Raw genomic sequence first — 18165 nt, forward strand, 5'->3', positions numbered from 1 at the left:
TTTTTCAACAAGACCCGAACCAACATTCTGGCCAACCCCTACGCCACGCTGACGGTCACGGACTCGCAAACCGCAGCCATCTACCGCCTGCACATCCGCTATCTGCATACCGAGACGTCTGGCCCCTTATTTGAAACCATGCGCGCCAAACTGGCGGGCATCGCCGCTCATACCGGCATGAGCAACGTGTTTCGCCTGCTCGGCGCCGATTTATACCGCGTGCTGGACATCGAACGCGTCCCGGGAACGTCCTTACCTGCTGCCGAACAGCGCCCGAACTGGCTGTCCCTGCTGCGCAAGTGTCTTGCGGCGACGTCCGCTTGCGAAGATATGGACGGTCTGGTCGATGCGGTATTGCATGCCTTGGAGGACAGTTTCGGCATCGGCCATGCGATCGTGCTGATGCACGACCCCGCGCACAACAGCCTGTACACGGTCGCCAGCCTAGGCTACGAGACCGCCGGGATCGGTTCGGAAATTCCGCTGGGTCACGGCGTGATCGGGATTGCCGGGCAGATGCGGATTCCCATCCGCATCTCCCATATGGTCAACGAATACGGCTACGGCAAGGCCGTGCGCGCCAGCATGCAGCAAATCGGTCTGACGACATTGCTGGAGACCGCGATCCCGATGCCCGGCATCGCCGAATGCCGCAGCCAAATGGCCGTTCCGATCAAGGCAAAAGAGCGCCTGTTGGGCGTGCTGTATGTCGAAAGCGATCGGGATTGCCGGTTCGGTTACGATGAGGAAGACGCGATGGCGATCTTCGCGAACCATCTAGCGCAAGTCGTGTCTTCCCTCGCGGCGGACGGCGACATCGTCGGCGGGCGCTTGAATGCGGCGGCGCCGATTGCCGACAAGGCCGGCACGCCGATTCGGGTCAGGCATTTTGCCAGGGATCACAGCGTATTCATCGACAATGCCTATCTGATCAAGGGCGTGGCGGGAGCGATCTTCTGGCATTTATTGCAGAATCACCAAACCGCGGGGCGCCAACAATTCAGCAACCGCGAACTGCGCCTGCAGGCCGAACTGGGATTGCCGGACTTGGCCGACAACCTCGAAACCCGGCTGGTGTTGCTGAAGCGACGCCTGGAAGAGCGGCAATGCGGCATTTCGTTGCAGAAGGCAGGGCGCGGCGTGTTCAATCTGCAAGTCGAACATGCATTGATACTGGAGGAAACCGCTTGAAGGTTGCGGTTATCTTCGCGGCCGGCGCCGCTCGACCGATTCAAGGCAAGGCGTTCGCGAAGTTAGGAAAAATTTAATATTCTTTGCCGATTTTCTTAATCAGCTCCGATCAGATGGCATGCTAGACTGGCGTTTTTGAATTCAGGAGCACACATGGGCATCACATTCATCCGTATCGCAGTCATCTACTTACTCGTAGGCGTCGGGCTCGGCATTTACATGGCTTCCAGCCACGCCTTCGAACAACGCGACACGCATGCGCACGCGAATCTTTTGGGCTGGGCTTCGCTGGCAATTTCGGGCCTTATCTACCAGGCTTTTCCGAAGCTCGCCGGCCATGTGCTGGCGAAGGTGCATTTCTGGCTCCACAACTTCGGATTACCCATCACCCTGATTGGCGTCGCGCTGATTTACGGCGGAAACCCGCAAACAGGCGAGCCGATGGCAGGTATCGGTTCCAGCATCGTCGCGCTGAGCTTTGTGGCATTGCTGTTCAATGTATTTCGAGCGGATGCGCATTAATACTTGGAAAACACCGAATGGGGGCAGGCACGATTATTGTCCTTCTTGGGCCTACCGCTTTCGAAGCGGCGCGCCGCGGCCCCAGCGCTTCGACCTGTTTCCTGAAACGTTCGCTACCCAGCGCCCAACCCTTGTGCATGCATTCGCGGATTTCCGCCAGATCATTGTCGGAGAGGGCTGCGCTGAATAAATCCCGGTAGGTGTAACGGCTTGCATTTATCTGGCCAGGCTCGCATTTGATTTTTTCCCGGCTCACTTTATCTGCAAATGCAAGCCGGTTACAACCGCTCAAGTTCGGATGGTCACCCTCCCATGAATGATCGAAAACGACCCGCAGCCGTCGGTCGCAATCCTGTTTCCCGACCGCCTGGTTCTTGGCACTAACCAGGCTCTGTCATTCTCCAAATCGTCTTGACATTCCAACAATGTCAAAGGCAAGATTTCTTAGGTTCAACAGTAAATCTGAATTTTCTATAAAAACTGACGACATTACATTTCCACAATCAAAACTGACAAAAATTTCAAGGGCTCCCAATGAATACATTTGAAGAAGCGAAGGCTAAAACAACTCATGCATACAATGCAGCGGCCGATTTATTCGACCACCCTGCCAACACTTTCTGGAACCGGTTTGGCAGAAGTACGGTAGCGCGCATCAACTTATTGCCGGGAGAACGGGTATTGGATGTGTGTTCAGGGACTGGCGCTTCGGCACTACCGGCGGCGATAATGGTAGGGCCTAACGGAAAAGTGATTGCGGTCGATTTGGCGGATAAGTTGCTGGCCGAGGCAAAAATTAAAGCCGAGGCGAAGAAGCTGACGAATTTGGAATTTCAAGTCGGCGACATGCTCTCGCTCGGTTATCCTGATGCCTGTTTCGATGCAGCGATCTGCGTTTTTGGAATCTTTTTTGTGCCTGATATGGCGCTAGCAGTAAAGGAATTATGGCGACAAGTTCGACCCGGAGGGCGTTTAGCCATCACGACATGGGGAGCGGATTTGTTTGAACCGGCCAATAGCCTATTTTGGCAGTCAGTTCGTGATGAACGCCCTGAATTGTACAAAGACTTTAATCCTTGGGATCGCATTTCCAATCCGGAAGGTCTCAGGGCCATGCTGTCAGAAGCCGGCATCCACGATGTCGATATTGTTACCGAACAATCCATACATCCACTACATACTCCTGAAGACTGGTGGGTACTGGTGATGGGAAGCGGTTATCGAGGTACGTTGGATCAATTTGAACCTAATCAATTGCAACGCGTGAAGCAGGCAAATCTATCGCAACTGCGGGCCAAGTCGATCACCGGAATCGAGGCAAATGTGATTTATGCCATTGCCAATAAGCCGTTGGCTTAATTGTATTTATTTGTCCCGATTGTACAGTTGAAGTTTTCTGAGCAAGAAAATCGCTTGGCCTTCTCATCGTGGTAAGCCGAATACTTTGGTCACAGTTAACTCATACGGGAGACTTGACGATAGTGCTCACCAGCGTCAACACATATCTTGTCCAACTCAGGAAGCAGCGGTTGGCCGCAAGAGCAACTGGCACTCGAGTGCGGCATGGCGCGGAGCTATTCGGGCGGGGTAGAGCGCGGAAAAAGGAATATTGCCTTGTTGAATATTTGCAAATTGGCGGATGCCTTATCGGTGTCTCCTGCAGAGATGTTACAGTTTCACTGCGGAGCCGGCGGATTCCACGGGTGCCTTGTTGGGTTCCATCCATTCCTTGGTTTTGGTTGTCCAGCTTCCCGCAAGGCTTGCTAATTGCTTGTGCTGCTCGCTCGGTGCGGCGAGTTTCGTGTAGACTTCCATCATCGCCTGTGGATCCATCTTTTTCTCCGCCTTTTTGTCTTTCGCTATGACAGTGGATGCCATCAGCACGGCGCAGAGACTGGTGAAAGTGAGTTGTATGTAACGCATGGTTTCCTCCTTTCAGGATGTGGTTAGAAATTCATGTGAATACCAGGCCCATCGTGATCTTTGCTCCCGCGCCGACGAAAGCATCGACATTCACCACCTCTATGCGGAGGATGAGGGATGATCCTTTAAGTGACTTCGGCATGAGAGATCCCCAATCAGGGCATTTGTCGGTCAGCATGACAGCCGAGCCGCCAATACGGATGCAGGCATGGACCAGTTTCATGGCACCGAACGCGTTTTGGTAAAACTCGACATCCCTATCTCGTCGTCACGACTTCCAACTTGCGTTTGATAGCTTCGCCCGCGTTCAATGCCTCCAAGAGCGCACAGATGAATTACCTCGCGCTTGGCGCTCGGCAAGAAGGCGCGGGGTGAAAGTTAGGCCTAGAGTATATGTCTTTGGTTCCCTCTTCGCTGCCTATCAAAAACTTTTGAATTTCGAATGCCTGAATCTGGCCACGTGCGAGCGGACGAGCAGATTATCGTAAATGGCAGGTTGCTGCGTATCAGTTAGGCTGTGTAATTCACCGCCGGATACTCGACGGCGCGGCGTTCGTGCATCTCCCGGCATGAACTGTTCGTCGTCGAGCTCTTTGCGCGCTATCAAGATCGAGACCCCAGACTTTTTATACAGCTTGCGATGAGACTGTGTTTTCTGAATTCGGAATGAATCTGCGCCAATCTGTCACGCGCGACAATATGCCACATTCCTAGCTTAAGCAAACCCTGATATTCTATGCGACATTGCTTAAGCTTATAGCAATACTTCCTCCTTCAAATCCGGCTCTACGCCGGATTTTTTTGTCTGGAGATTTGATGTTGCAGCACAGTTGAGTGCTTGGTGCGAGGGATTAACTTGCTCAATACCTTGTATCGGATCCCTGGTTTTTGTAGGTTGGGTTAGCAACAGCGTAACCCAACAGTCAAAGTTATCAGCGGCGGACAGGCCTTCATGTTGAGCTACGGCTAACGCCTAACCCAACCTACGGTCCTGCGTTTCATCGAGGCATGCTAAGGAAATCCGGATTTCAAAAGCTCAAACTATCCAACAAACAAATACTGCCAAGGGATTGAGTTTTCGCATAATGCCGTTTATCGGCCGTCACCAAAACCGCCTGATTGCACAAGGCCATGGCGTGGAAAACGGCATCGTAAATGGATGGGTAACCGCTTTTATCATGACCGCCGGCGATAATCTGCAACGCCTTCTTTCGCTCGTCGCTGGTGATGGCGCGCATTTGCATCAAATACCGCTGCGCCTCCAGCAGTTCAACGACGGCATCGATAGGCACGCCGCAGCGTTGCGCGGTATTCACCACTTCAAGAAACAGCAAATCGGGCGCAAACAGCATGGCTTCGCCCTCCGCGGCTTTGATGAAAAGCTGTTGTGCCTTGTCACGGTCTGCTTCGTCCAGATAAAGCTTGTTGAATACCGAGCTGTCGATCACATAGCGTTGCATTCTCAATCCCGACTGGCATCGATCACTTGCTGGATTCGGTCCGCTCTGACTTCCCGCAATACGTCGACCGAATCTTGGTCAATTTTGTAAGGTTTGAAGTCCAGGATTTTTTTCAGCGCCTGCTGCTTGTGCCAGTCGTCCACGGCTTTCTGAATAGCCTGGCTGATAAAGGCCGCACGTTCGCCTTTGCCGGTGATGTCATCCAGTTCGGCTTTTAAACGGTCGTCAATGGTAATACTGATTCTTTGCATTTGTACCACCTCAGTTTTTAAGAAAAAATAATACCATAATAGTAAAAAGCAGCGCCTAAATCCTTCTTTGGGGCATTATGGCTGATCCTTTCGAATATTATTTTATCGTCACCTGGCCGTTCATGAGCATAGGGAGGAGCCAGTCGCGCAGTTCGATTAACTGCTGATTTTCTAAACTGCGTTGAAAGATCATTTTGTTGTAGTTTGACACAACTCCATCATATCGTTGCAAAAGTGTATCGTCTGGATATGCAATACAAGGGCACAGGCCAGCATGCCTTTGTCAAAGCCTGCCTGCAACACGGCATCGGCCAGAAGTTTACCCGTGTCAATCGGCCTCAAACCAACGGCAAAGCCGAACGGGGCATTCGCACCTTAATGGAGATGTGGCACAATCAGACCTGCTTTAAGGACAGCGCTGATCGTCGTATTCAATTGATCCGTTTCATTAACTTCTACAATACCGTGAAGCCTCATAAGAGTTTGAATAATGCTACCCCTTATGAAATACTCACCGCTTATTTCAATCAACCCCTCTGTAAACAACCCTGAGATTTCTTACATTTTAATTATTCAAATCTATTTAAAGTTATTTCCTGACATTCATTGCTGACTGGATTTATAACTCGGATGAGCATTTCTGTTATTGCTCTCGTCTTAGATGGATTTGTAACGAGTATTCAAAATACGAGTACTCTCTTTTTTAAGGTTTGCAGAACCTTGCAAAGCTGTCAACAATATAACAAAAGGCTCTAGTCGCCGGATCAGGTGATGTAAGTCCAGTTTCTATGGTAGAGGCAATTGCCGCATGTGGGACTTTTTTAAGCAACGGTCCCAACTTGGCCAATACCGTTAACATGCTAGAAGAGGGAGTGTCCCGCCTCGACGTTAGTTTTTCATTTAACACAGCCAGCATTCCCTGTAAAAAAACCACTTGAGCTGTTTGCATCTGCTCACCACCGAACGCCCATTGGACACAGGGAAATAACAGCAAGGCATAGCTGTTATCAGAGCTATAAGATTCACCCAATAAGTGCTTCGCGAGAAGTTCGTTTGCAACCTGTGAATAGCAAATCAATGACTTAGAGAGCTCAAGAAATGCCAATGAACTTGTTGCTATTCACTTACGACAAGGGGAGCATGGACCGCCTCCAATACTGCCTCTCTGGTCACGCTATCAAAATCGCTCGATAACCAAGTGACGAATTGCTCAAATAGTCTTTCGTGCAAAAATGTACGGTGTTCTGCATACTCCGAAAACACGGTGCTTATTTGAGATGGAAGTAAACTTTTTCGTGTGTTCAATATTTCTGTAGCTAACGGCAGTATCCAATGGTTGCCAATAAGTATTTCCTTATCAAGAGCTTCCAAATATTGCTCAGCAGCGTAACTATTTTCACGCAGCACTGCTTCCCTACTTGACATCCAGATTTGCAGCAACCGTTCAAGTTGTCGATTTTGGCCTGAATTATGCCAAAGTCTGCCCCACTCACTCAGCAATGGCAGGGTTTCCAATAGCTTTGGATCGGCATCGTAGCAAAAGCGGAGCACTGTACTGATGAGGATTCCCGGTTTGCCTTGAGCTGTCAATTTTTTAAATACCGATTCATCGGGCTGAGGAAAATACAAATATTTTTCAATGGTGTTTAATGTTTCTTCATGGAGCTTTTCGGCATCTCTTCCATAATCCAATAACCTTTGGAATAGATTTGCTTCCATATTTTCATTGTGAACGAGCCCAGATAATTCAGGACGATTTCGTACGCCGCGCTCGAAACGCACGCCGTCTGGCACTTCACCTATTCGCGCGAGTAAAGCTGCCGCGGCTGCACAATGAATTGGGCGCCCACTGGCGTGCTTTAATACCTCCCGAATAGATTCTGCTTTAAGCCCGATAAATTCATCAGCTATCAGAGCGAGCCAATGATAATTTTCAATCCAACGCGATGCTTTGGTCCGTGAATCATCCATACAGTGTATTGCCGCTTGGCCTATGGCCTGACGATACTCCTGTTTTATAGAACCGAATTGCAAAAGTGCCGAGCCAAACACTTCTGCCTGATCTCCAATGCCTACTCCTAACTCGGCAACAAACATCGTCCAAAGAGCATCTTTCCATGGAATATCGTCTTGAATAGCTTGCGCTACCAGCCCCAAAGGTAATGGGTTACAGCCTTGGTTTCGCAGAACTTCGTAGGCTTCGATTAACGAGATCCGAAACTCAACATCATCTGCTAAGCGTATCATCTGTTCAATAAAACTTTTCGGCCAGCACGTTGACCGGCTTTCCAACAAGATGCACTGGGCTTCTATCTGCGCCGTCAAAGTGCTGCGGTGGCTACGTAATAATTGCTCTGCTGCTTGGCTTGCAAAATTCGGATTCGATTGCGCCAATTGTTGTACCAGAAACGCCAAAGCTTCTTTGCTACTTAACATGTCCTGGCATATGGGATCACGCAGCAAATGCCAATTGCCGAGTTCGAAAAGCGCGTTAGCCCATTCGATTTGGAATTCAGGCTCTATCAGTTTGCCTTTTACCAACAAAACCCGAGCAAAAGCTCTCGACTGAGATTCCAGCAAATCCATACGACTTTGCAGAAACCCCAGCACAACAGGTGAAAAATTCAAAGTAAGGCAGAAACTTTCCCATTCGTGCAGCTCATGATGCCAACCAACAGCCCTTGAGCGTACTGCAACAAACAAAGCCTCACTTTCTGTACTGGGATCAGTTGCCACTAGGACATGAGCGGCGTTCCTACGAATCGTTGGGTTCAGATCATGCAGACGTTTTCGCAATGCATGGCGATATGCACTCCCGTTAGAACCATTCAACAAGCGAGAAAATGCTTCTCTCACTTCGGGATAACGTGGTAAGACAAATTGCCCTAGAGCTTGCAGACAACCGGCTAATTTGTCTGGGCCGTTTTCTAATCGAGCTATATAAGCCAACAATAACCGCCAATAGCCTGAATGGCCGCCAAATCGTGAATCGCTCTCCTTTTCTAGTCGATTAATCAGCCAATTAATACCCTTATCATTTTCGCCATTGATGAGCTCGGCCATGATTTTTTCCGCCACAGCCATATATCCGCCATCATGCATGGCGCGCATAAAAACATCCCCGAGTAGGGAAAGCCTATTTTCGCCAGTTTCATGTAATGTCGAGGCTGCGCCACAGGCAACACTGTTGTCTCCATCACTTAACATCCAGCGTGCGAATCGCAACCAGCGTTCCTGCCCTAGCCGTTGACGGCATTGCATTGACAACGTAATAGCCGCGTTACCGGTCACAGTCTTGGATAGATAACGAAAAGAAGCTCGTATAATTTCAACAGGGAGGGCGCTATCAGGATTCAATTCTAACCAAAGCAATGCCGCAGCCGCGCTTTCTGACGCGCGATGCAGAAGCATTTTTTCAAGCAATGGCCTAGTGTTCGGATCGAAGAATTCCAAGCGGATTTGCGAAAGGAGCCCATCACCAAACGTTGGACTATCCAGTTCATATAGGTGATACCAAAGCCGGTCTTCCAGTTCAAACGCTTCTGGAACCAATAAAGATAACATACCGAGTACGCCGAAGAAGTTTGCTTCACCAGTAGCCAGATAAGGCATGACCATAGTTGAGAGGCGCTGTTTCTGAGAAGCATCTAGGTTCCCCTGTGCGAACTTGGACCATTGATAAAAGACATCATGAATGGTTTTGCTGCCGGCATTAGGAAGGGGATATGTGGGATCAAGATATTGCCCGAACAGCCAGTCGAACCCTTCGGTTCCCGCCAACCACAGGGCGTTGGCGATGTTACGCGACGAAGCAATGCGCTCATCTTCGAATGGCACCAACGGATGATAACCGAGCCGTGAAAAGGCCTGAATCAAGTATTTAGCGTAATTGGCATCGTTAGCTTCCACCACGATGTAGCAAGCAGCGGGAACGTTATGAGGATTTTGTAACAATTGTCCAATATAGCACTTTAACGGCTGAATCAATTCATCAAGCCAAAGTCTACGACGGATAATTGCAGCGGCGAATGAAACAATCCGCCATTCGTCATTGTTTGGTAGATAGATATTTGCACTTTCTCCCCGCCATTGTTTTACCAGAGCTATAGCCGCAGCCATTTCAGCAAGCGGCTGAAGAGGAAACTCCAAAACATCAGAAAGTGAAATAAGGCCTAGCCATTTGAAACAGGTCAGTGCCTGATCAACTAAAGCATGTGGATTTGCTTTATCAATCTTGACCGCTGCATCCATCAGATTTGCTCTGGCAGCCTCAGACGTAATAGAAATTCCGACGGCGTTTTTTTGTGCTAATACAGCAAGAAATTCGGCTTTTGCTTCAGCGGTCGGTAATGCCGCTTCGAAATCGGTAAAGTTGACGGGTTTATCGTCTCGCTGTTGCCAACCATTCAAGCGTTCAATCAACAGTTCGTACAGTAAATCTCCCAGACTCAGTGATGTTTGCGAGGTGGCGGCGTCTAACCGAGGATAAATCATGCGGATAACCAGCGGTGTGACAGCCAATGAATTCAACGTCGGCAGTTCTTTTAATATTCGCAATAAAGCTTGGGCCTTGTCTTCCGCCAACTCTGGAGAAACTCCATCTGCGATCAGTTCTTCCATAAGAAATTGAAACTTCCCAGCTTCTTGTAGAGAAGTCGTGTGTATGATCTGCCAATCGGCAAAAGAAACGCCGCGCATTTCCACTGGCCGGGCGGTAGCGACTACTTGTATCGTCGGCCAATGCTCCGTTAGCTTTGCCGCCATACTCAGCAGCCGTCCTGCGCAATCTCGGGACAATTCGTCCAAACCATCAAATACAACTAAAACTTCGGTTTGACTTTGTAGCAAATCGTTCAGTTTCGGTGGCGTTTCGTCGGGTATGACTTCACCGGAGATGTGCGCATCCAGTGCTTGCAGCAGATCTTGCAACAATAACCGCTCAGGTAGTTTTAAGTTTTTAACGGGCAGAAGTACCGCCACAGTTGTCACCGAGCGCTCCAGAGTCTCAATCACTAATTGTGCTGCCAATGTACTTTTCCCTGTACCCAAATCACCCAGCAGCAATGTGCGGCGTGATTCTCGCACTGCCTCATACAATGGCATCACGTACTCAGATTTGTCTTTTCTGAGCATTCGACCCAGTGGATCGAAGCGGTCAATTTGCTTACTGACTTGCAGGGAAACTTGTTGTGGCACAGAACTAGGTAACGATCCGATCGGGCGCAATAGACGTGATTTTCTATCCCTCTGACGTTCAGCATCGGCACGTAGCGCTTCTCGTAATCTATCTTTTGCGTCGGCTGGTGCCACTTGTATGCTTTTTTGAATTGCCCGAATTTGCTGTCTTATAGGTAATGAAACGGCATTGGAAGGTTTCCAAGCAATATCGGCAGAACGTGGATCGAAATCGAAAGTTCTGTAAACAATGTTTTCGTGATCGATTTTCAGCAAACGAAACGAATTGAAATAATTGGCATCAGCATATGTAGCGCCGCCGGTAAAATGCCTCGCACCTTCGGCAATTTGATCTGCCCGTCGACTTTCTCCATGAGTATGGCCGGTCAATAAAACGTCGCAACGCATTGCGAGGTAATCCCATGTGTTGGGACGGGCTTGAAAAGCGTGTTGCTCTTCCTCATGTAACCATGTCACAGGATGATGCATTAAGGCAATAGTTACAGGAGGAGATACATGGTCGGGTTGAATGCGAGATATTTGACTGTTAGCCTCCATATATTGCAAATGTGGAAATCCCATCCATAACTTACCTTTGTCTTGGTTATCCTTGGAAAACCAGCATGAATTTAAAATTAGAAACTTAATGCCACGATATTCCCGTATGCCAATCAAATACGATTCCGTATCGCCAAAATTCAGGATCGGAATATTATTTGCCTCGCAAAATTTTATGAAATTCAGGAAAGGTTGCTGTAAAAAATCCGGTAATGGCAGAGCCAACGTACTATCGGCCTCTTCCGCATTGGATGGACGAGGAAGCCTTTCTGCTAATTTCCGATCAACTTCATGATTACCAACACAGATAATCAGTTGCTCATAAGTTAACTCGCACGCTAATAAGAGCTGATCTAACCATTGTTTCGCTTGATCATAGTCACTACCGGCACCTCGCCAGACCAAGTCCCCTGTAATACAAATAAAGGTAGGTTTCCAAGTAGAATCTAGTTTGGCTAGTTCAGCCAATAACGAATCGAGACAAATTTTCCTCTGTGCTTGGCTACTCGGTTTATCGCCTTCGGAGCCGAAATGTAGGTCAGTTAAGTGTAGAATTATTTCCATTGCAAACTAAACATCTTTAATTTGCGCCTACCGGTCAAATTTACCGGCAGGCTTATTTAATAAATTATGAGGAACAACACCGGTTTCATTAATTATGAGATCTCATTTCACAATTGTGAGATTCATTTCATAAATTATGAGTCTGACACGACAAAAGGGCTAGACGTCCAGATTCGCCACATCCAGCGCATTCTTCACGATAAAATCCCGGCGCGGCTCGACCACATCGCCCATCAGGGTCGTGAAGATTTCATCGGCCGCGATCGCGTCTTCGATTCTAACCTGCAATAAGCGGCGGTTGTTCGCATCGAGCGTGGTTTCCCAGAGTTGTTCGGGGTTCATCTCGCCGAGACCTTTGTAGCGCTGGATGTGCTGGCCTTTTTTGATTTCCCGCATCATCCAGTCGAAGGCTTGCTTGAAGTTCGTGACCGGCTGCTTTTTTTCGCCCATCTGCATGTAGGACGAGGCGTTGAACATGCCGGCGGTCAATTGCGCGTAGTGTGCGATCCTTTGATAGTCCTTGCCGTTGAAAAAGCTGGCCGGCAGCACGAATTGCTTGTTGTTGCCGTGACGGCGCTTATCGACTGTAATCACGAAATCCTGCTCGTGCCGGTACTCCAATTCGATCGAATAGATGGTTTTGTCGCCTGCTGACGTTAGATCGTTCTGCACTTTCATCAGCCAGGCGTGCAAGGCGTCCTTATCCTGCAGCAGGGGCTCGTCCACGACTTCCATCAGCGTCAATTGCTCCAGGAAGCCGCTGTCGTAGCGTCTGGCCAAGCGGTCGATCGTGCGCGTGACTTCGGTGAATTCCTGCGCCAGTTTTTCGAGGCCCTGGCCCTGAATCGGCGGCGCGTCTTCGCTGGTGAACAATTGCGCCTTGTCCAAGGCCTGTTGAATCAGGTATTCATTCAAATTGGCATCATCCTTCACATAATGCTCCTGCTTGCCTTTCTTGACCTTGTACAGTGGCGGCTGGGCGATGTAGATGTAGCCTTTTTCGACGATCTCGGGCAGTTGCCGGTAGAAAAAGGTCAGCAGCAGGGTACGGATGTGCGAGCCGTCCACGTCCGCATCGGTCATGATGATGATGCGGTGGTAGCGCAACTTGTCCAGGTTGTATTCTTCCTTGCCGATGCCGCAGCCGAGCGCGGTGATCAAGGTGCCGACTTCCTCGGAGGAGATCATCTTGTCGAAACGGGCCTTCTCGACGTTCAAAATCTTGCCTTTCAAAGGCAGGATCGCCTGGGTGCGGCGGTCGCGGCCCTGTTTGGCGGAGCCGCCCGCGGAATCCCCTTCGACGAGGAACAGTTCGGACAGGGCCGGATCTTTTTCCTGGCAGTCGGCCAGTTTTCCCGGCAGTCCCGCGATGTCCAGCGTGGTTTTACGGCGCGTCATTTCGCGGGCTTTGCGCGCCGCTTCGCGTGCGCGCGCCGCATCGACGATCTTCATCGAAATGGTTTTGGCGATTTGCGGGTTTTCGAGCAGGAATTCCTGCAATTTCTCGTTCATCGCCGATTCGACGATCGGCTTGACTTCGGAGGAGACCAGTTTGTCCTTCGTTTGCGAGGAAAACTTCGGGTCCGGCACCTTCACTGACAAGACCGCGGTCAGGCCTTCGCGGGCGTCGTCGCCGGTCGTCGCGACCTTTTCCTTTTTCGCGAGTCCGCTGGTTTCGATGTATTGATTGATTGTGCGGGTCAGCGCGCCGCGAAATCCGGCCAGATGGCTGCCGCCGTCGCGTTGCGGGATGTTGTTCGTGTAGCAGAATACGTTTTCCTGATACGAATCGTTCCATTGCATCGCGACCTCGACCGTCACGCCGTCCTTTTCGGTTACGAAATGAAAAACCTCTGGGAACAGCGGGGTTTTGTTTTTGTTCAGGTGCTCGACAAAGGCCGAGATGCCGCCTTCGAACTCAAACACATCGCGCTTGTCGGTGCGTTCATCCTCGAGGATGATGCGCACGCCGGAATTCAGGAATGACAGTTCGCGCAGGCGTTTGGCGAGGATGTCGTAATGAAACTCGACATCGGTAAAGGTCAGTGCACTTGGCTTGAATTTTATCTTGGTGCCGGTGCCCTCCGCAGGGCCGACCGCTGCCAGCGGTGCGACAGGCTCGCCCATCTTATAGGTTTGTTTGTGCAGCTTGCCGTTCTTGCGAACTTCGAGCTCCAACTCTTCGGATAGTGCGTTCACGACTGAAACACCGACCCCGTGCAGGCCTCCAGAGACCTTGTAGGCGTTATCGTCAAACTTACCGCCTGCGTGCAGCACGGTCATGATTACTTCGGCGGCTGAACGGCCTTCTTCTTCATGAATATCGACAGGGATGCCGCGGCCGTCATCCTTGACCGAGACATAGCCGTTGTTGTGAATGATTACATGCACTTCCTTGCAATATCCCGCCAACGCCTCGTCGATCGAGTTGTCCACGACTTCGAAAACCATATGATGCAGCCCGGTGCCGTCATCGGTGTCGCCGATGTACATGCCCGGGCGTTTTCTGACCGCATCAAGTCCCTTCAGTACCTGAATATTGGTGCTGTCATAGTGATCTTTATTGTTTTCCTGATCGTTTTCTTGGCTCATTTATGTACCTGCTTCTGACGTGTTTTTAATGTTCCACATGGAACAATCCACCGGATTGATTTCGCCATGTTCCACATGGAACATTTTGTAGTTATCTATGTTGGGCAAATCGCCAAAATCTATTGGCGACGTTGCGGTAAGGAATGCTTGACACTGCATGTTGGATATATAGCGCAATACCTTCGCGCGATTCGCCACATCGAGTTCCGCTGCGAAATCATCGAAGAGTATGCAAGTCGAGTCTTGTTCATTTAAGTTTAATAGTTGTACCTGCGCGAGCTTCAGGCTGATGACCAGCAGTTTCAACTGGCCGCGTGAAACAATATCCCGGGCGGGCAGGCGATCAAGAGTCAACATTAAATCGGCGCGGTGGGGGCCGTTCTGCGTGAAGCCGTAACGCAAGTCCTTTTCGGCGTCTTCGGTCAAGATTTGCAGCAAGGATTCAGAGTTGTCCCAACCGGGCGACAAAGACATCGCGACCGCCGGAAGTTCCAGCAGTTGGCCGGCGATGCTTTGAAAAACAGGCGAAAAAATCTCCAGATAGCGGCGCCGGCAATCGGTGACTATTGTACCGTAATACGCTAACTCCTGGCTCCATACTTTCAGGTGTTCGGATTGCCGGTTTTTCAACAAGGCATTGCGCTGCGCGAGTACCTTTTTATAATTGCGCCAAGCCGGCAAAAAGGCCGGATCGTGATGAAAAACTCCCCAGTCCAGAAACTCTCGGCGCGCCTGTGGGCTACCATCCAGTAATTCATAGCTTTTCGGGTAGATCAATTGCAGCGGCAAGGCATAGGCGAGGCTCGACTTGTTCGGCATCGTCTGCTGATTGATCCGGATGTCGCAAGTCTTGGTGTCGAGCTTGACGCCGACGTGCTGATGCGCACCGCTGGTGAAGACGGTTTGCGCAGTGACCATCAAATGATCGTGCGAAAAATGGATGACGGGTTTAATTGAAGAGGAACGGAACGATCTGGCGCGGCCGAGAAGAAAAATGGCCTCCAGCAGGGCGCTTTTGCCGGAGGCGTTGGCGCCATAGATGAAATTGAGTGCAGGCGCGGGATAAAGAGTGGCTTGTTGGATATTTCTGACCGAAGCAATATCCAGTCTTGATAAAGTCATTGCGCGCTGATCATAACCGCATCGGCATCACGATAAACTTATAAGTCTGTTGCTCCGGTTCGTTGATAAAGCAACTGCTCAGGTTTGACGCGATCGTCAATTCCGCGGTATCAGCATCGAGATTCGAAACCGCATCAAGCATGTATTGCGCATTGAACGAAATGTTGAACTCGTCGCCGCTGTAGGTGATCGGCAACTCTTCTTCGGCTTCCTCATGTTCGGGGTTATGCGCGCTGATATGGAGTAGGTCCGCGGCAAAACGAAAGGTGACGCCGCGAAATTTTTCATTGGCCAAAATTGCGACGCGGGTTAGCGCGTCGCGGAGCAACGGCTTTTGAATCGAAAGCGAGGGAAGGAAGGCTTGTTGGAAAACCTTGCCGAAATCGGGATATTTGGAATCGACCAGTTTCGCAGAAAACACGGTGTTATGCACTTCGACCTTGATATGATTGCTCGAAAAACTGACCTGCAACGGGGTGTCGCTATCGTCGAGCAGACGCGACAATTCCTGTACGCCTTTGCGCGGCACGATGATGCGCGCTTCGAGGCCGGTCGGCGTTTCCAGTTCGTCTTCATAAATCGCCAGGCGGTGGCCATCCGAAGCGACCAGTTTGAGTGCATTGTTCGAGATGTGCAGCAACAGCCCGTTCAGGTAGTAGCGAACATCCTGGTTGGCCATGCAGAACATCGTTTTGTCTAGCGCTTTTTTTAACTTGCCGGCGCTGATCAAAAAACTATTCTCCATCTGCGATTCGGCGAATTCGGGATAATTTTCGGCGGGCAGGCAGGACAATGAAAAGCGGCTGCGCGACGTGGCCAGTTTAACCATGTCGTCATGTTGGTCGATGCGTATCTCGGTATTCGGCGGCAGCAAGCGGCAAATATCAAGAAATTTACGAGCGGGCAGTGTGATAGCACCGGGCTTGGCGCCAATCACGGCCAGTCTGGCGACGATTTGAATTTCAAGGTCCGTGCCGGTCATGGTCAGGGTGTCCGCGTCGATCACCATCAACACGTTCGACAGGATCGGCATTGTTTGCTTTTTTTCGATCACGCTGACGATTTGCTGCAAAGGGGGCAGCAGGGTGTCTCGATTGATACTGAATTTCATAGGCAAATAAAAGGCAATAGTAAAAATCTACAAGCTAAACATGGACCGATCGATAGCGCGGATCAATGCGACAAGGATCGTAAAAGATTCGCATAATCCTCTGCGACTTTTACGTCCGATTCTTTCAGTTCGACGATCCGTTTGCAGGCATTGATTACGGTCGTATGATCGCGTCCGCCGAAAGCGTCGCCGATTTCGGGCAGGCTGTGCGAAGTCAACTCGCGCGCGAGACTCATCGCGATTTGCCGGGGCCGGGTAACGGATTGGCGTCGATTTTTAGAGGAAAGATCCGCAATCCGGATCTTGTAATAATCAGCGACCGTTTTTTGAATGTTGTCGATATTGACCAGCTTATCTTGCAAGGAAATCAGATCGTGCAATGCTTCCTTGGTAAAATCGACCGTGATTTTTTGGCCGGTGAATTGCGCATTCGCAATCACTCGCCGCAATGCGCCTTCCAGATCGCGCACATTGGACGGAATCCGTTTCGCGATGAAAAATGCGACTTCCTGCGGCAACTCGACATGCGCGAGATCGGCTTTTTTCATTAGGATCGCGGCGCGTGTTTCCATGTCGGGCGGCTCGATCGACACCGGTAGCCCCCAACCGAAACGCGATTTCAAACGGTCTTCCAGGCCGTCGATTTCTTTCGGGTATTTGTCGCAGGTCAACACCACTTGATGCCTCTTTTCGAGCAGGGTGTTGAAGGTATGAAAAAACTCTTCCTGCGAGCGTTCCTTACCGGCAAAAAACTGAATGTCGTCGATCAGCAGCACATCGAGGCCGCGGTAATATTCTTTAAAACTGTTGATCTGATTTTGTTGCAGCGCTTTGACCATGTCCTGCACAAATTTTTCCGAATGCAGGTAAACGATCGATGCGGTCGGATTTTTTTGCAGCACCGCATTGCCGATCGCGTGCATCATGTGCGTCTTGCCGAGGCCCGAGCTGCCATAGATCAACAGCGGATTGTAGGCTTTGCCGATATTCTCGGAAACCTGGATCGAAGCCGCGCGCGCGAGTTGATTCGATTTGCCCTCGACAAAGTTGCCGAAGGTAAACGCCTTGTTCAAAAAATTGGGCTGCTGCTTTTTGGCTTCTGCGGGGTGCAGGGTTTTGATTGCGGCTGGCGGCGCTTCCGGTTTTTTGGAGCCGATTTCGAGGTCCAATATCAGCGAACCTTCCGCGAATTGATGGATGGTTTCCTCGATCTTCGCGAAATGATGCTCCTTAACCCAATCCAGTACAAAACGGTTAGGTGCTAACAATCTGATCCGTCCTTGGCTCTCGACGGCCTGCAACGGCCGAATCCAGGTGCTGAAGTCGGAACTGGAAATTTCGTTTTCCAGCTTGGCGAGACAGTTGCTCCAAATCGAACTCATGAGGGTTTATTGATAAGATAAGGTGTGTAAAACAAATAGGGCGGAGACCTGTCATTTTGATACGCAATAAAAACTAAAGCATAATGGAATTGACAGGTTAAGCGGATTATTCTATCATCCTGAGGCTTTTTTATCTGTTTTTCTTAAAATTATTTCAATCGGGCAACACCAATGAAAAGAACATACCAACCTAGTAAATTGAAACGCGCAAGAACCCATGGTTTTCGTGCCAGAATGGCGACCGTCGGTGGCCGCAAAGTATTGAACGCGCGTAGAGCGAAAGGCCGCGCCAAATTGACAGTGTAGTCGGCAAC

The 18165-nt window shown here is 50.0% G+C and carries 16 protein-coding genes; 6 read left to right on the forward strand and 10 right to left on the reverse strand.

All coding sequences use genetic code 11. The features are described from left to right. A partial coding sequence (locus tag U2W12_RS13365) for a GAF domain-containing protein (protein WP_326501187.1) occupies positions 1-1191 on the forward strand: 1191 nt, incomplete at its 5' end. A gap of 153 nt (positions 1192-1344) precedes the next feature. Then, entirely contained in the window at positions 1345-1713 is a 369-nt protein-coding gene (locus tag U2W12_RS13370; protein WP_326501188.1) for a cytochrome-c oxidase, read from the forward strand. Here U2W12_RS13370 and U2W12_RS13375 read toward each other — a convergent pair. Beyond that, positions 1685-1969, reverse strand: a complete 285-nt coding sequence (locus U2W12_RS13375) for a hypothetical protein (RefSeq protein ID WP_326501189.1) — start codon at positions 1967-1969, stop codon at positions 1685-1687. The two genes, U2W12_RS13370 and U2W12_RS13375, sit on opposite strands and share 29 nt — an antisense overlap. A gap of 278 nt (positions 1970-2247) precedes the next feature. On the opposite strand from U2W12_RS13375, the gene U2W12_RS13380 reads away from it, so the two are divergent. Beyond that, positions 2248-3072: a class I SAM-dependent methyltransferase gene (locus U2W12_RS13380; protein ID WP_326501190.1), complete on the forward strand. Its 825-nt coding sequence runs from the start codon at positions 2248-2250 to the stop codon at positions 3070-3072. A gap of 204 nt (positions 3073-3276) precedes the next feature. After that, positions 3277-3480 (forward strand): helix-turn-helix transcriptional regulator, encoded by a 204-nt coding sequence (locus U2W12_RS13385; protein WP_326501191.1) that lies wholly within the window; start codon positions 3277-3279, stop codon positions 3478-3480. Here U2W12_RS13385 and U2W12_RS13390 read toward each other — a convergent pair. The 4 genes from U2W12_RS13390 to U2W12_RS13405 all read right to left on the reverse strand — a co-directional run bounded on the left by U2W12_RS13390 (position 3382) and on the right by U2W12_RS13405 (position 5347). After that, entirely contained in the window at positions 3382-3636 is a 255-nt protein-coding gene (locus tag U2W12_RS13390; protein ID WP_326501192.1) for a DUF1579 family protein, read from the reverse strand. The two genes, U2W12_RS13385 and U2W12_RS13390, sit on opposite strands and share 99 nt — an antisense overlap. A gap of 31 nt (positions 3637-3667) precedes the next feature. Then, positions 3668-3859, reverse strand: coding sequence for a hypothetical protein (locus U2W12_RS13395; protein ID WP_326501193.1), 192 nt, complete (start codon positions 3857-3859; stop codon positions 3668-3670). An 805-nt stretch (positions 3860-4664) separates the two neighbouring features. Continuing rightward, positions 4665-5096 (reverse strand): type II toxin-antitoxin system VapC family toxin, encoded by a 432-nt coding sequence (locus tag U2W12_RS13400; RefSeq protein WP_326501194.1) that lies wholly within the window; start codon positions 5094-5096, stop codon positions 4665-4667. A 2-nt stretch (positions 5097-5098) separates the two neighbouring features. Beyond that, positions 5099-5347, reverse strand: coding sequence for a hypothetical protein (locus tag U2W12_RS13405; RefSeq protein ID WP_326501195.1), 249 nt, complete (start codon positions 5345-5347; stop codon positions 5099-5101). A 204-nt stretch (positions 5348-5551) separates the two neighbouring features. Between U2W12_RS13405 and U2W12_RS13410 the strand changes: the two genes are divergently transcribed. Beyond that, positions 5552-5899: an integrase core domain-containing protein gene (locus tag U2W12_RS13410; protein ID WP_326501196.1), complete on the forward strand. Its 348-nt coding sequence runs from the start codon at positions 5552-5554 to the stop codon at positions 5897-5899. Between the two features lie 564 nt (positions 5900-6463). On the opposite strand, the gene U2W12_RS13415 is transcribed toward U2W12_RS13410, so the two are convergent. The 5 genes from U2W12_RS13415 to dnaA all read right to left on the reverse strand — a co-directional run bounded on the left by U2W12_RS13415 (position 6464) and on the right by dnaA (position 17851). Next, positions 6464-11644 carry a metallophosphoesterase gene (locus U2W12_RS13415; RefSeq protein ID WP_326501197.1) on the reverse strand — a complete coding sequence of 1727 codons (5181 nt, stop codon included), beginning with the start codon at positions 11642-11644 and terminating at the stop codon, positions 6464-6466. Between the two features lie 159 nt (positions 11645-11803). Then, positions 11804-14236, reverse strand: a complete 2433-nt coding sequence (gene gyrB / locus U2W12_RS13420; RefSeq protein WP_326501198.1) for a DNA topoisomerase (ATP-hydrolyzing) subunit B — start codon at positions 14234-14236, stop codon at positions 11804-11806. Further along, positions 14237-15358 (reverse strand): DNA replication/repair protein RecF, encoded by a 1122-nt coding sequence (recF, locus tag U2W12_RS13425; RefSeq protein ID WP_326501199.1) that lies wholly within the window; start codon positions 15356-15358, stop codon positions 14237-14239. 10 nt (positions 15359-15368) lie between these two features. Continuing rightward, the gene (gene dnaN / locus U2W12_RS13430) at positions 15369-16469 is read right to left on the reverse strand and encodes a DNA polymerase III subunit beta (RefSeq protein WP_326501200.1); all 1101 of its coding nucleotides are present in this window, start codon (positions 16467-16469) and stop codon (positions 15369-15371) included. Positions 16470-16531: 62 nt separating this feature from the next. Next, the gene (gene dnaA, locus U2W12_RS13435; protein ID WP_326501201.1) at positions 16532-17851 is read right to left on the reverse strand and encodes a chromosomal replication initiator protein DnaA; all 1320 of its coding nucleotides are present in this window, start codon (positions 17849-17851) and stop codon (positions 16532-16534) included. A 171-nt stretch (positions 17852-18022) separates the two neighbouring features. Between dnaA and rpmH the strand changes: the two genes are divergently transcribed. Then, positions 18023-18157 carry a 50S ribosomal protein L34 gene (gene rpmH / locus U2W12_RS13440; RefSeq protein ID WP_326501202.1) on the forward strand — a complete coding sequence of 45 codons (135 nt, stop codon included), beginning with the start codon at positions 18023-18025 and terminating at the stop codon, positions 18155-18157. The last annotated feature ends 8 nt before the right edge of the window (positions 18158-18165 follow it).

Source organism: Methylomicrobium sp. Wu6, from assembly GCF_035916875.1.
GTDB lineage: Bacteria > Pseudomonadota > Gammaproteobacteria > Methylococcales > Methylomonadaceae > Methylomicrobium.